Source organism: Bradyrhizobium sp. CCBAU 53338 (genome assembly GCF_015291665.1).
Lineage (GTDB): Bacteria > Pseudomonadota > Alphaproteobacteria > Rhizobiales > Xanthobacteraceae > Bradyrhizobium.
This window is the reverse complement of the sequence record NZ_CP030048.1, coordinates 598388-612153: the sequence shown is the minus strand read 5'-3', so window position 1 is coordinate 612153 and position 13766 is coordinate 598388. Positions and strand designations below refer to the sequence as shown.

The 13766-nt window shown below is 65.1% G+C and carries 13 protein-coding genes; 4 read left to right on the top strand and 9 right to left on the bottom strand.

Annotated elements, in window-relative coordinates; genetic code table 11:
• Positions 1-12 precede the first annotated feature (12 nt).
• Both aroB and XH90_RS02900 read right to left on the bottom strand, forming a co-directional pair.
• Entirely contained in the window at positions 13-1161 is a 1149-nt protein-coding gene (gene aroB, locus XH90_RS02905; protein ID WP_194479126.1) for a 3-dehydroquinate synthase, read from the bottom strand.
• Positions 1158-1781 (bottom strand): shikimate kinase, encoded by a 624-nt coding sequence (locus XH90_RS02900; protein ID WP_194482569.1) that lies wholly within the window; start codon positions 1779-1781, stop codon positions 1158-1160. Before XH90_RS02900 ends, aroB begins: the two co-directional genes overlap by 4 nt.
• 170 nt (positions 1782-1951) lie before the next feature.
• On the opposite strand from XH90_RS02900, the gene XH90_RS02895 reads away from it, so the two are divergent.
• The 4 genes from XH90_RS02895 (at position 1952) to XH90_RS02880 (ending at position 6201) form a co-directional block, all read left to right on the top strand.
• Positions 1952-2098 carry a histidine kinase gene (locus XH90_RS02895; protein ID WP_194479125.1) on the top strand — a complete coding sequence of 49 codons (147 nt, stop codon included), beginning with the start codon at positions 1952-1954 and terminating at the stop codon, positions 2096-2098.
• A 17-nt stretch (positions 2099-2115) separates the two neighbouring features.
• Positions 2116-3081, top strand: coding sequence for a site-specific tyrosine recombinase XerD (xerD, locus tag XH90_RS02890; RefSeq protein ID WP_194479124.1), 966 nt, complete (start codon positions 2116-2118; stop codon positions 3079-3081).
• A gap of 188 nt (positions 3082-3269) precedes the next feature.
• Complete coding sequence (locus XH90_RS02885; RefSeq protein WP_194479123.1) at positions 3270-4232, top strand: acetyl-CoA carboxylase carboxyltransferase subunit alpha; 963 nt, start codon at positions 3270-3272, stop codon at positions 4230-4232.
• Between the two features lie 439 nt (positions 4233-4671).
• Positions 4672-6201, top strand: coding sequence for a L,D-transpeptidase family protein (locus tag XH90_RS02880; protein ID WP_246755678.1), 1530 nt, complete (start codon positions 4672-4674; stop codon positions 6199-6201).
• Between the two features lie 26 nt (positions 6202-6227).
• Here the strand turns inward: XH90_RS02880 and XH90_RS02875 are convergent, their stop codons facing one another.
• The 7 genes from XH90_RS02875 to XH90_RS02845 all read right to left on the bottom strand — a co-directional run bounded on the left by XH90_RS02875 (position 6228) and on the right by XH90_RS02845 (position 13700).
• Positions 6228-6923 carry an ABC transporter ATP-binding protein gene (locus XH90_RS02875; RefSeq protein WP_194479121.1) on the bottom strand — a complete coding sequence of 232 codons (696 nt, stop codon included), beginning with the start codon at positions 6921-6923 and terminating at the stop codon, positions 6228-6230.
• Positions 6916-7650: an ABC transporter ATP-binding protein gene (locus XH90_RS02870; RefSeq protein WP_194479120.1), complete on the bottom strand. Its 735-nt coding sequence runs from the start codon at positions 7648-7650 to the stop codon at positions 6916-6918. The genes XH90_RS02875 and XH90_RS02870 overlap by 8 nt, the downstream gene beginning before the upstream one ends.
• The gene (locus XH90_RS02865) at positions 7637-8731 is read right to left on the bottom strand and encodes a branched-chain amino acid ABC transporter permease (RefSeq protein WP_194479119.1); all 1095 of its coding nucleotides are present in this window, start codon (positions 8729-8731) and stop codon (positions 7637-7639) included. The genes XH90_RS02870 and XH90_RS02865 overlap by 14 nt, the downstream gene beginning before the upstream one ends.
• A 6-nt stretch (positions 8732-8737) precedes the next feature.
• Complete coding sequence (locus XH90_RS02860) at positions 8738-9952, bottom strand: substrate-binding protein (protein ID WP_194479118.1); 1215 nt, start codon at positions 9950-9952, stop codon at positions 8738-8740.
• Positions 9953-9956: 4 nt separating this feature from the next.
• The gene (locus XH90_RS02855; RefSeq protein WP_194479117.1) at positions 9957-10814 is read right to left on the bottom strand and encodes a branched-chain amino acid ABC transporter permease; all 858 of its coding nucleotides are present in this window, start codon (positions 10812-10814) and stop codon (positions 9957-9959) included.
• Positions 10815-10850: 36 nt separating this feature from the next.
• On the bottom strand, positions 10851-12365 hold the full coding sequence (locus tag XH90_RS02850) for an amidase (protein WP_194479116.1): 1515 nt from the start codon (positions 12363-12365) through the stop codon (positions 10851-10853).
• 150 nt (positions 12366-12515) lie between these two features.
• Entirely contained in the window at positions 12516-13700 is a 1185-nt protein-coding gene (locus XH90_RS02845; protein ID WP_194479115.1) for a substrate-binding domain-containing protein, read from the bottom strand.
• Positions 13701-13766 lie beyond the last annotated feature (66 nt).

Here is a 13766-nt window from a genome sequence, read left to right as displayed (position 1 = left end):
ACAGCCGCGTAATCACGCCTTGAGGGCGAGCTTCTCTTTCAGGAAATCGCGCACCGGAGTCGGCTCGACATCCTTTGCGATGACGGCACGCCCCACGGCCTCCAACAGGATGAAGGTGAGCTTGCCGCGCTTGACCTTCTTGTCCTGCGCCATCAGCGCCATCAGCGTGTCGGCATCGGCGAGGCCTTCCTGCGCAAAGCCCGCGATGTCCTGCAAGCGTGTCGGCAGACCGGCTTCGATCAGATGGCGCTCGACGCGGGCCGCCTCAATCTCGCCGATCATGCCGAGGCTTGCGGAAAACTGCGCCGCCAGTGTCATGCCGATGGCAACGCCCTCACCGTGGAACAGGCGCTCGGAGAAACCGGTCGCGGCTTCCAGCGCATGACCAAAGGTGTGGCCGAGATTGAGCAGCGCGCGCTCGCCGGTCTCGCGCTCGTCGCGCGAGACGACGCCCGCCTTGGCGCGGCAGGAGGTCGCGATCGCATGCTCGCGTCCCGGGCCGCCCTTGAAGATGTCCGCGTGATTCTTCTCAAGCCAGGTGAAGAAGGCCTCGTCGCCGAGCACGCCGTATTTGGCGACCTCGGCATAGCCGGCGCGGAATTGCCGCGGCGACAGCGTGTCGAGCACGGCCGTGTCGGCGATCACAAGCACCGGCTGGTGGAAGGCGCCGAGCAGATTCTTGCCCTGCGGCGAGTTGATGCCGGTCTTGCCGCCGACCGAGGAATCGACCTGCGCCAGCAGCGAGGTCGGCACCTGCACGAAATCGACGCCGCGGCGCAGGATCGCGGCGGCAAAGCCGGCGAGATCGCCGACCACGCCGCCACCGAGCGCGATGACGAGATCGTTGCGCTCGATCTTCGCGGCGATCAGGGCTTCGCTGACCTTTTCGAGGCCAGCATAGGTCTTGGAGATCTCACCTTCCTCGACGACGACGCGCGAGGTCGGAACGCCGGCCGCCGCGAGCGAGGCCTCGGTCGGCTCGAGCCAGTATCTTGCGACGGTTCGGTCGGTGACGATGGCCGTGCGCACGCCGGGACGCAACGCGGCGACGCGCTCGCCGAGCGAGGACAGCACGCCGCGGCCGATGACGATGTCATAGGCGCGGTCGCCGAGGGCGACGTCCACGTTGACAGGATCGGAGTGCTTCAGAGGCGCGGTCATCGAACGGCACTCGCGATGTCGGCAGGAGATTGGGCAGCCGGCTCGCCGCAGAGATGCGCGTGCAGCGTCTCGATGGTCTCGTCGACGATCCTGTCGTGCGGCACGTCGCGCGAGGCGATGGTGAGATCGGCATGGCTGTAGACCGGCTCGCGCTCGGTGAGCAGGCGCGTCACGGTTCCCTCGGGGTCCGCGGTCTGGAGCAGCGGCCGATCGGCGCGGCGCCGCACACGGCGCATGATGACGTCGTGGTCCGCCTTGAGCCAGATCGATATCGCCTTCGACGCGATGCGGCTGCGCGTCTCCTCGCGCATGAAGGCGCCGCCGCCGGTCGCCAGCACCACCGGCCCTCCCTCGAGCAGGCGGGCGATCACCCTCGCCTCGCCGTCGCGGAAATGCGGCTCGCCATGGCGCTCGAAAATCTCCGGTATGGTCATGCCGGCCGCCGCCTCGATCTCGGTGTCGGCGTCGACGAAGGGCAGCTTGAGCCGGGCCGCCATGCGGCGGCCGATGGTCGATTTGCCTACGCCCATCATGCCGACCAACACGATCGAACGCGTCCCGAGCGCCGACAGGATGTCGGCCTCAGGGCTCGCTTGTGCTGGGAATACGGCGTCCGGCATCATGTCGCTCGATTGGATCTCGCTCAAACTGCCGACAAAGGCGGCATCCGGGCCACCTATACGACCCCCTTGGGGCCCTCGCCAGAGGACTCTTGCCACGAAACGGCGAACATGTTGGATGATTTCATTGGTTAATTTGCAATCCTGAGACTTCGCCGAGACCTTGCCCGATGCCCAGCCTGTTCCGCTTCCTGACGGTCGTCGCCGTGATCGCCGGCATCGTCTACGGCGTGGTGTTCGCGCTGGCCAACTTCGTCAATCCGAAGCCGCGAGAAATGACGCTGACGATCACGCCGGATAAATTTCTCAAGAAATAGGAGCTAGCCTCCAGGGCATGCCCAAATCCTCCAGCAAGCCCTCCGATGCCAAGCTCACCGGCCTGTTCCTCGACATGCTGGCGGCGGAACAGGGCGCCGGGGCCAATACGCTCGATGCTTACAGGCGCGACCTCACCGATTTCTCCGAGTTTTTGGGCCGCGTCGGTCACAGCTTTGTAGACGCCGAGACGCAAGTCCTGCGCGACTATCTCGGCGACCTCGATGCGCGCGGCTTCAAATCCTCCAGCGTTGCGCGGCGGCTGTCGGCAATGCGGCACCTGTTCCGCTTCCTGCTGAACGAGCGCATCAGAACCGAAGATCCCGCGGCGATCCTGTCAGGCCCCAAGCGCGGCCGCGGCCTGCCAAAGGTGCTGTCGATCTCTGACGTCGATCGCATGCTCCGCCGCGCAAAACAGATGAGCGAGGCGGCGGACGTATCGCCCTCGCAGCGGCTGCGGGCCTTGCGGCTCTATTGCCTGCTCGAGGTACTCTACGCCACGGGCCTGCGCGTCTCCGAGTTGGTGTCGCTGCCGCGCTCGGCGGCCAAACGCGATGCCCGCATGATCGTGGTGCGCGGCAAGGGCGACAAGGAACGGCTGGTGCCGCTCAACGAGGCCTCGCGGCAGGCGATGGCGGATTATCTCGCAGCAACGGAGGCCGCGAAAGGTGAGAAGAAGGGCAGTCTCACCGCCTCGAAATGGCTGTTTCCCTCCTTCGGCGAGAGCGGGCACCTGACGCGGCAGCATTTTGCCCGAGACCTCAAGGAGCTCGCGGTCGCCTCGGGACTTCAGGCGCGCCTGGTCTCCCCGCACGTGCTGCGGCACGCCTTCGCCAGCCACCTTCTGCACAACGGGGCGGACCTGCGCATCGTCCAGACCCTGCTCGGCCATACCGACATCTCGACGACCCAGATCTATACCCACGTGGTCGAGGAGCGGCTGAAGAGCCTGGTACGAGACCTGCACCCGCTGGCGGAGAAGTAACCGCCGCCGCTCTGCGGCGGGCGAAACCGCCTTGACTTCGGCCACATCTCCGCAGAAACAGCCGTGGCCTTGTCAGTGATTTGGCGCGCTCTCGGGAGCGCACAGGTCAAGCCCTTGAAGAAGCTGCACTTCTCATCAAGAAGCCAACCTCGCTTCGCCTCCCAGTCCCGTCCCCCTATATTGAAACGATGCCAGACCAGATGCGCAGCTATCTCGACTTCGAAAAGCCCGTCGCCGAGCTCGACTCCAAGGTCGACGAGCTCAGGACGCTGGCTGCCTCCGGCACCGACATTGCCGAGGAGATCGGCCGGATCGAGGACAAGGCCGCGCAGGCGCTGGCCGACCTCTATCTAAACCTGACGCCGTGGCAGAAGACACTGGTCGCGCGGCACCCGCAGCGGCCGCATTTCAACGACTTCATCAAGGGCCTGATCACCGAATTCACCCCGCTCGCCGGCGACCGCAAGTTCGGCGAGGACGAGGCGCTGGTCGCCGGCTTCGGCCGTTTCCGTGGCGAGGCCATCTGCGTGATGGGCCAGGAAAAGGGCGATTCCACCGAGAGCCGCATCAAGCACAATTTTGGCATGGCAAGGCCGGAAGGTTACCGCAAATGCGTGCGGCTGATGGAGATGGCCGAGCGGTTCGGCCTGCCGGTGCTGTCGCTCGCCGATTCCGCCGGCGCCTATCCCGGCATCGGCGCCGAGGAGCGCGGCCAGGCTGAAGCCATCGCGCGTTCGACCGATGCCTGCATGGCGCTGACGGTGCCGAACGTCGCCATCATCACCGGCGAGGGCATGTCGGGCGGCGCGATCGCCATCACCACCGCCAACAAGGTGTTGATGCTGGAGCACGCGATCTACAGCGTGATCTCGCCGGAAGCGGCCTCCTCCATCCTCTGGCGCGACGGCAGCAAGGCGCAGGAAGCCGCCAACAACATGAAGATCACGGCCCAGGACATGCTGCGCTTCGGGGTGATCGACACCATCCTGAAGGAGCCGGTGGGCGGAGCCCATCGCGACCCCGCCGCCATGATCGCCACCACCGGGGAGGCCATCGCCAAGGCCTTTGACGAGCTCCGCGGCATGGACGGCGATGCCATCCGCAAGCAGCGCCGGCAGAAATTCCTCGATATCGGCCGAAAACTGGGCTGATCCGCCCGGATTTTGGTGTCTCGGACGCGGTGCGCCCCCTCTCCCGTTTGCGCGGGGAGGATTGGGGCGGGGTCTCTCCTCTCGCGACATTCCCAACGAGGCGCGAGCCCCCTTCCGGCCTCCCCCGCGCGGGGGAGGAGAAGACGGGCCGGTAACCCCGCATTAACCCTTTTTTTGCCCAAATCGGCGATCTCAGTACTGGTTTGGCTGCAAGTCCAAGTTCCGGCCCAGTTTAAGTCTTCGTTGACCACACCGCCTCGCCAACGGGCTCGTGATCCCCGGTCGGGTTGCGACCCCAAGGTGCGGAGGTTAGAATTTTAATCAATGGCTTCAGGGCATAAGCGCTGGGGCTTGGTCTGAGAAAGTCCGGATATTCCGGTCAGGCCATGCTTCGAAATTGGGGTTTGCGCTCCTTGCCCGGCACGTTGTGGGGTCCATCTTGAATTCTCGTTCGCTTGCTCGCGCGCTCTTGGCTTCGGTTGCGCTTGCCGCCAGCATTGTGCTTGCCGGCTGCGATACCGATCAGGTGTCGCTGGCGACCAACGCCAAGGCCAACCAGCCGGTCTCGCCGAAACTCGTCGCCGCGATGGGCGAGAAGGACATGGATCTCAATTCGCCGATCCTGATCCGCCTGTTCAAGCAGGAGGCCGAGCTCGAGATCTGGAAGCAGACCCGCTCCGGCCAGTTCGCGCTGCTCAAGACCTATCCGATCTGCCGCTGGTCGGGCGACCTCGGTCCGAAGGTGCGCGAAGGCGATCGGCAGGCGCCGGAAGGATTCTACTCGATCAATCCGAGCCAGATGAATCCGCAGTCGGCCTATTACCTCTCGTTCAACACCGGCTTCCCCAACGCGTTCGACCGCGCGCTCGGTCGCACCGGCTCGCAACTCATGGTGCACGGCGATTGCTCCTCGCGCGGCTGCTACGCGATGACGGACGAGCAGATCGCGGAGATCTATTCGCTGGGCCGCGAATCCTTCTTCGGCGGCCAGAAGGCGTTCCAGTTCCAGGCCTATCCTTTCCGGATGACGCCGGTGAACATGGCCAAGCACCGCAACAATCCGAACATGCCGTTCTGGCGCATGATCAAGGAAGGCTACGATCATTTCGAGGTGACGCGGCAGGAGCCGAAGGTCGACTTCTGCGAGAAGAAGTACGTGTTCGACGCCGCCAAGGCGCCCGACGCCAAGCGCGATCCCGTGTTCGACGCCTCCGCCAAGTGCCCGGCCTATGTGATCCCCGAGGAGATCGCCAGCGCCGTGCGCGAGAAGGAGCAGCGCGACGAGGCCGAATACAACAAGCTCGTCGCCAGGGGCACGCCGGTGGCGCGCATGAACACCGGCATCGATGGCGGCATGAACAAGATCTTCGCCTCCAAGATTCCGGAAGGCTCGACCGGCCTGTCGGACGGCGCCGAAGGCAACACGATTCAGATGCTGGCGATGTCGAAGGCTCCCGGCACGATTCCCGGTACCGTCAATCCGCCGAAGCCGAACTTCGAGCCGACGGCCGCTGCCCCGCAGGGAGAACCGGTCGTCGCCGTGAGCGCACCCGCGACCAACACCCGCGTCGCGTCGGTCGCGCCCGCCGAGAAGTCGGGCTTCTTCTCGAACCTCGGCCGCAAGATGGGCTTCGGCACCGCCGACACCACGGCGACCACGCCGCCGCCAAAAGCGACCGCGTCGGTGACGCCGGCCCCGGCGGCCGTCACGCCGCCGAGCGCGGCCTCCAGGCTCAAGGCCGCGGTAACCCGTTTCGTGCCCGGCCATCACGATGCCGCAAAGGACAAGCCGGCAGTTGCCGCCAAGCCCGCCGAGCCGGCAAAGCCCGCCGAGACCAGGGTCGCCGCAACGCGGCCTGCGCTGAAGCCGTCGGTGAACGATGGTTCGGGTGAGAACGCACAGATGGCGGGCGCCGCGCCGGTGGTGTCGTCGAATTCGTTCGACAGCCGGTTTGGGGCGTTGAAGTAGGCGGGCGCCCCTCCGCCCGCCTAAATCTACGGCGCCATGTACCGCATCAATTCCGGATTGCCCCTGACCTCGCCCGCCGCGCCTTGCAGCGCGACGCGGCCGCGATCGAGCACGTAGGCGTAGTCGGCGACGCGCAGTGCCAGATCGAGGTGCTGCTCGACGATGATGACGGCGATGCTCCTGGCAAGCTCGATCAGGCGTTCGGTGATCTCCTCGATCACACCGATCCAGACGCCTTCGGTCGGCTCGTCCAGCAGCAGCAGTTTGGGGTCGCCCAGCATGGCGCGTCCGATGGCGAGCATCTTGCGCTCGCCGCCGGAGAGCGTGCCGGCGGGCTGGTCGAGGCGCTGGCCGAGTTTCGGGAAAATGGCCAGCACGCGGTCGACGGCGGTGGCATCCTTGTTGAAGAGCGAGCCGACCGCGAGATTGTCGCGCACCGACAGGCGCGCGAACACCGAATGCTCCTGCGGCACGTAGCCGATGCCGGCGCGCACCCGCTCCTCCGGCCGCCTGCGGCTGATATCGCGGCCGTCGAAGCCGACCTCGCCCTTCCACGCCGGCAATTCGCCGACGATGGTCTTCATCAGCGTGGTCTTGCCCGCACCGTTGCGCCCGAGCACGGCAACGCCGCCCCGCCAGGGGATGCCGAGGTTGACGTCGAACAGGACCTGGCTACGGCCATAGCCGGCGTCGAGATGCTTTATGTCCAAAAATTCAGGCACGGCGCAGATAAATCTCCTGGACGGATGTGTTGGCCTGGATCTCCGACACGGTGCCTGAGGCCAGCACCTTGCCCTGGTCGAGCACGGTCAGGCGATCGCAGATGTCGCGGATGAAATCGAGGTCGTGCTCGACGATGACGAGCGAGCAGTGCTGCTTGATCGGCTGCAGCAATTCGCCGGTGACGCGGCGCTCCTCAAGGCTCATGCCGCCGGTCGGCTCGTCGAGCAGCAGAAGCTTCGGCTTGCCCGCCAGCGCCATCGCGATCTCCAGCCATTGCTGCTGGCCGTGCGAGAGCGCCGCCGCCGCATCGAAGGCGCGGTCGGCGAGGCGGAATTGCGTCAGCATGGTCATGACCTGATCGTGCAGCGCGCCGCGTGTGCGCGAGAACACGAGATCGAGCAGCGAGGACTGCGCCTGCAACGCGAGCAGAATGTTGTCGTACAGCGTCAGCGACGGCAGCACCGATGTGATCTGGAATTTCAGGCTCATGCCGGCACGGGCGCGCTCGGTCGGCGTGAACGCGGTGATGTCGGTGTTGACGAAGCTCACCTTGCCCTGCGTCGGCGCTTCCGCGCCGGCGATGCATTTCATCAGCGTGCTCTTGCCGGAGCCGTTCGGGCCGATCAGGCCGTGAAACTCGTTCTCGCCGACGGTGAGCGCGGCGCCATCGAGCGCGGTGAGCTTGCCGAAGACCTTTGAGATGCCGGCGGCTTCAAGGAGCGGCATTCTGCTTCCCCTTGAGTTTGGCACCGAAACTGCCGACCCGCTCGCGCTCGCCGAGGACAAAGCTGATCAGGCCGAGCGGCCGGAACAGGATGACCAGCAACAGCAACAAGCCGAGAATGATCGGCCAGACGTCGCGGTAATTGTCCGAGAGCCAGAAGCTGACGCCCTCGACGATGACGGTTCCGATGACCGCGCCGATCAGCGTGCCGGAGCCGCCGAACAGCACGTAGAGCACCACCTGCGTCGAGACGACGACGCCGACCATGTTGGGCCAGACGAACCCTTCGTGGAAGGCGTAGAGGCTGCCGGCGAGACCTGCGATGGCGCCGCCGATCGCGAAGATGATCGCTTTCAGGTGCTGCGCCTTGTAGCCGAAGAAGGCGATGCGCTGCTCGTTCTCGCGCAGGCCCGCGAGCGCGAGGCCGAACTGCGAGCGCACCAGGAATCGGCAGAGCAGATAGACGGCGACGAGGATGCCGAGCACGAGATAGTAGAACGCCGGCCCTTCCGAGAATTCGTAGCCACCCAGCGTCATCGAGGAGATCGAGGGGATGCCGTTCTGGCCGCCGAGATAATACCAACCGCGTGCGAGACGGTCAGCAACGTAGGAGCCGGTGAGCGTGCCGAGCGACACGAAGATCACGCTGGAGGGATGCCGGCCCAGCAGCAGGAAGCCGCCGAGCAACAGTGCGAAGGTCAGGCCGATCAGCGTGCCCGCAGGGAGCACCAGGAAGATGTTGGTGATGTCCAGGTCGCGGGCCAGCAGCGCAACGCCATAGCCGGCCGAGCCGAAGAACAGGGCCTGACCGAAGCTCATGATGCCGGCATAACCCCAGACGAGGTCGAACGACAGCGCGAACAGCGCGAGGATGACCACGCGCGTTGCGAACACCGTGAGATAGTCCTGCAGCACCAGCGGCGCGACGAGCGCGGCGACGAGCACAACGACCTCCACGATCGGCAGGATTTTTCGTCCGGCGACGGCTCGCGCCGTCGCTCCGCTGCTGGCCATTTCGACATCCGTCTCCCCGCCGATCTCGGCGGGGATCGCCTGTTTCACTGCGCCCATCGACTTCGGCATTCCAGTCTAGCATTCCTTGGGATCGACGAGACCGTCGCTGCGTCCGACGATCTCGTAATTGCCGCCCTTGGCGACCGCGGTGTACATCTTCATCTTGCAGTGCCGCTTGCCGGGCACCATCTCGGCAGGTCCCCCGGGACCTTCGGAGATCTTGGCGTGGTCGAGCGCGGCCGCGACCGATTCGCGGTCGATCTTGCCGGCTTCCTTGACGGCGGCTTCCCACAGCTTGAGGCCGCGATAGGTGCCGGTCGCCGCGCTGCCGGCCGCGAACAGGAAATTGCCCGGAAAATCCTTCTCATAGGCCGCCTGAAGCTTGGCGTCGAACGGGTTCTCCTTGGTCAGAACCTTGAAATAGTCGAGGCAGCTCGCGAGGCCCTCGATCTCGTTGGCCTGGTTGATGTTGAGGGTGTTCTCGTCATAGTAGACGCAGGCGAGACGCCCGCCGTTCTTGAGGAAGCCCGCTTCATAGAGCTGCTTGAAGAACGGGCCGACACCCGGCGGGATGACGGTGTTGAAGACGACGTCGACCTTGTTGGAAATGATGCGGTTGACGGTCGAGGAGAAGTCGATCTGGTCGAGCGGATAGTATTCCTCGAACACGACCTCGCCGCCGTTCGCTTCGATCACCTTGCGGGCGTAGACGTTGAGCGTGTGCGGCCAGACGTAGTTGGCGCTCGGCAGAGCGAACTTCTTGCCGCCGTTCTTGACCAGCCAGGGAATGAACTCGTCGCACTGCTGCGCCGGCGTCGGTCCGGTGCAGAACAGATAGGGCGTGCACTCCTTGCCTTCGTAGAGCTGCGGATAGATGTAGAGGGTCTTGCCGCGCGCCACGATCGGGTCCTTGATCGCGTTGCGCATCGACGAGGTGATGCCGCCCAGCACCATGTCGACCTTGTCGCGCTGGATCAGTTTTCGCACGTTGCCCACCGCGACGGACTCATTCGACGCGGTGTCCTCGATGTAGAGCTCGAGCGGACGGCCGAGCAGGCCGCCTGCGGCGTTGATCTCCTTGATCACCATCTTGGCGACGTTGGCGTCGGCATTGCCGGCATAGGCGATTGGACCGGTGAGGTCGGTCGCGATGCCGACCTTGATCGGGGCTTCGGCCGCGTTGGCCCACGGCGCCGGGATCACCCAGCTGCCGACGCCGGTCGCGACCGCGCCGGACGCAAAGGCGAAATTGGACAGAAAGCGGCGGCGCGACAGTTGGCTATCGAACATATGACTAAACCCCTTTTCCAGCGATGAGGCCCTGCGGCCGGAATTTGATGAAGGCAATGGCGAGAACGAAGACCAGGACATCGGCGACGACGGGCGCCATGATCCACGGCAGCGCTGCGCTGAGCGTGCCGATCACGCCGGCTCCAGCGACCGGGCCGATGAAGGAGCCGACACCTCCGACCATGACGGCGACGAAGCCCTGGATCAGGAAGCGGATGCCGAGATCGGCGTAGAGGCTGAACACCGGCACGATCAGCGCGCCGGCAAGGCCGGCGAGCGCCGATCCGAAGGCAAAGGTGGCGCCGTACATCAGAGGCGTGGAAATGCCCGATGCACGTGCCAGCGACGGGTTCTCCAGCGTGGCGCGCATGCGCAGCCCAAAGCTCGTGCGCGACAGCAGGAGATAGCAGCCGGCCATCACCAGCAGCGTGATGACGATGATGGTGAAGCGCCACGCCGAGATGTGCATGGTGCCGATGTCGATCGAACCGCCGATCGGCTCGGGCACGGTGAGATAGAAGCCGCCGATCAGGCCGCGCACGGCTTCGCGGATGATCAGGCCGAGCGCGTAGGTGCCGAGCATGGCGACGATCGGCGCAGCGTAGAAGCGCCGGATGACCAGCGCCTCAAGCACGAAGCCGAGCGCGCCGACCAGGAACGGTGCGGCGACCATACCGGCCCAGATCGGCAGGCCGTTGGCGTAGGCGAGATAGGTGATGTAGGCGCCGAGCAGGACGAACTCGCCCTGCGCGAAGTTGAAGATGCCCATCATGCTGGCGATGATCCCGAGCCCCAGCACGATCAGGACGATGATCGCGGCGAAGCTCAGAATTTCGAACGCCGCGACGAACGCGTTAGCCATCTGATGCTGTTCCGTCCGTCTGCATTGATTCTCCGCTCACATCTTCTTCCAGTCGCCGATCTGCTCGAAGGCGTGCGCGGCGCGGTAGATCGTGGATTCCTCGAACATCCTGCCGACCAGCATCAGGCCAACGGGCAAACCGTCGACCATGCCGCAGGGCAGCGACATCGCCGGATGGTGGGTGATGTCGAACGGCGCGGTGTTGGAGATCATCTCAAGCGCGCGGGCGACGTAGTCCTCGCGGCTGGCAGTAGGCTCCGGCAGCTTCGTTGCCTTCATCGGCGTCGTCGGCAGCAGGAGGAGATCGTAATCCCTAAAGGCCTTGTCGTAGGCTGCGGTCAGGCGGCGCGAGATGTTGAGCGCCTTGCCGTAGTAGCGGGGACCGAAGGTGTTGTTGATGTAGGTGCCGAGCAGCAGGAACAATTTTGTGGTCTCGGACAGCGAGTCCGCCTGCCGGCGCCAGCCGCGATGGAAGTCCATCAGCGTGGTCGAGTAGAGGTCGGCGCGGGAGAGGCCATAGCCGTCGCCATACATCATGGTCTGGGTCATGCCCTCGGTGCCGATCGGGGTCCAGATCGCGGGGCCGACGAGATGCATGGGGATCGAGACGGTCTCGACGGTGGCGCCGATATCCTTGAAGCGCTTGGCGGCTTCGCGCACGCTCTCGTTGACGGCGGCTTCGGCGGTTGCCTGCTCGAAACCTTCCTTCAAGATGCCGATCTTCATGCCCTTGACGCCCTGGCCGAGCGCCTTGGTGTATTCCTCGACCTTCGGGGCCTTGATGCGCGGATCGTAGCCGTCGTCGCCGGCGAGCACTTCGAGCAGCAGCGCGTTGTCGGCCACGGTCGCCGTCATCGGGCCGGTGTGATCGACGAATATCTCGATCGGCATGATGCCGGTGTAGGGCACGAGACCCCAGGTCGGCTTCATGCCGTAAGTGCCGCAGAACGAGGACGGCATGCGGATCGAGCCGCCCTGGTCGCCGCCGATCGCCATGTCGACTTCGCCGAGCGCGACGACGACGCCTGATCCCGAGGACGAGCCGCCGGCCGAATAGCCCATCTTGTAGGGATTGTGCACGGCGCCGACCGCGTTGGTGTGGCTGCCGCCCGACATGCAGAACGATTCACAATGCACCTTGCCGGCGATCTCGGCGCCGGCATCGAGCATGCGCGTGACGATGGTGGCGTCGAAATCCGGGACGTAGCCTTCGAGCGTGGTCGAGCCGTTCATCATGGGCACGCCGGCCAGCATGATGTTGTCTTTCAGCGCGACCGTCTTGCCCTTGAGCTTGCCGCTGGCCGCACCCTTCACGGTCGACTTGCGGTACCAGGCGTTGCGCGGATTTTCTTCCGCCGCCGGCCGGTAACCCGGCGTGCGCGGATATTTCACCTCCGGCACCTCGTCCGGCATCGCGCCGACGAGGTTGTAGGCGTCGATCGAACCCTGCATCAGGCCGCGGAACGAGGCGACGTCGGCGTCGGTCAGCGCGAGGCCGCACTGCTCGGCGACGTCGCGAAGCTGGGCTGGCGTGGGAAGGACAACTGTCACGGCGCTCTCCTGGAGTTTCTTGAAACGAAAATTGGGCGCTGCCGCCCCGGCACGACGCACCACCGGCCTCGCCGAAACATTCAAAACGGAAATATTTTCCTTTTCAAGTATTATTTTGCGTTCGTGCCTCCGCGGATTGTCGCGCGCGTGTCAGATCGGCTTGATCAGCTTGAAGTCGAGACCATCGGCCTCGGCGAGATGCATCGGCATCCGCACACGCCCGTTGCGGACGGTGACCTGCCCGCGGGCGCCGCTGTAGACGATGTTGCGGCCGGCTGCGAGCATCGGCCCCATCGCCAAAGAGCCGGCCTTGTTGGCGACCGCTTCGAGAAAGCGCATGCCCTCGTAACCGGATTGCCCGACCGAGCCGATCGGCGGCGCATTCGGTCCGAACATCGCGCGATAGCGGCCCTGGAAGTCGTCGTTGGCGCGGGCGCCGGTGCCGGTGAAATAGCCGGAGGCGCAGAACATGTTCTCGCTGTTGTCAGCCCCAATGCCGAGCAGAACGGTGTCGTCCATGGCGCCTGCAAATCGCAGCGTGGTGGCACCCAAGCCGCATTCGCCGAAGGCGCGATTGAAGGTGCTGCTGTCAGTGCCGATCAGCGAGATCAGCACCACATCAGGCCGCGCGGCGCGGATGCGCGCCAGATGCGGCTCGTGATTATCCTCGCCGAGGGGAACGAACTCTTCGCCGACGACGTGGCCGCCGGTTTCCCTGATGTAGTTCTTCACCGCGCGGTGCGATTGCCAGGGCCAGACGTAATCGCTGCCGATCAGATACCAGCGCTGCGCCTTCTTCACGTCGGCGAGCCAGTGGATCGACGGTCGGCTCTGCCAGCGCGGCGTCTCGCCGATCGCCATCACGCCCGGCGTGCGCTCGCCACCTTCATAGACCGGCGTGTAGACGTAGGGGATACGATGCCGCGTGGTGACGTCGCGCAAGGCGACCCGGACCGCGCTGGTGTGCAGGCCCACGATGACATCGACCTCGTCAAACGCGATGGCCTGCTCGGCACGGTTCAGCACGTCATCGAGCGGCCCGCCGGCGTCGTAGACGGAAAATTCGATCTCGCGGCCGAGGATGCCGCCGCGCTTGTTGATCTCGGCGACCGCGAGCTGCGCGCTATAGGTCGCGCAGGGGCCCCAGACCCCCGGGGATCCCGTGCAGCAAATGAAGCCGCCGACACGCAGCCTGTTCGTGCCACGACGCCGGAGAAAGGCGTGATCGCTCGGCGACAACGAGCCATCAGCCGCCGATGACGACAGATTCCTGAACAGCAAGGACGGCGGCAACGCCGGACCGCCGTGAGCCGGGAAATTTACCGTCGCGCGCACGCCAACTCCTGTCTGGCACCAGACCTGAAAGCACATTGAGCAGGCGGCCGCGGCATCCGCCCTTTT

Excerpts from the sequence above, each read along its gene's own strand:
- aroB (WP_194479126.1), bottom strand. The coding sequence starts at position 1,161 with ATGACCGCGCCTCTGAAGCACTCCGATCCTGTCAACGTGGACGTCGCC.
- XH90_RS02900 (WP_194482569.1), bottom strand. The coding sequence starts at position 1,781 with ATGCCGGACGCCGTATTCCCAGCACAAGCGAGCCCTGAGGCCGACATC.
- XH90_RS02895 (WP_194479125.1), top strand. The coding sequence starts at position 1,952 with ATGCCCAGCCTGTTCCGCTTCCTGACGGTCGTCGCCGTGATCGCCGGC.
- xerD (WP_194479124.1), top strand. The coding sequence starts at position 2,116 with ATGCCCAAATCCTCCAGCAAGCCCTCCGATGCCAAGCTCACCGGCCTG.
- XH90_RS02885 (WP_194479123.1), top strand. The coding sequence starts at position 3,270 with ATGCCAGACCAGATGCGCAGCTATCTCGACTTCGAAAAGCCCGTCGCC.
- XH90_RS02870 (WP_194479120.1), bottom strand. The coding sequence starts at position 7,650 with ATGCCGCTCCTTGAAGCCGCCGGCATCTCAAAGGTCTTCGGCAAGCTC.
- XH90_RS02865 (WP_194479119.1), bottom strand. The coding sequence starts at position 8,731 with ATGCCGAAGTCGATGGGCGCAGTGAAACAGGCGATCCCCGCCGAGATC.
- XH90_RS02860 (WP_194479118.1), bottom strand. The coding sequence starts at position 9,952 with ATGTTCGATAGCCAACTGTCGCGCCGCCGCTTTCTGTCCAATTTCGCC.
- XH90_RS02855 (WP_194479117.1), bottom strand. The coding sequence starts at position 10,814 with ATGGCTAACGCGTTCGTCGCGGCGTTCGAAATTCTGAGCTTCGCCGCG.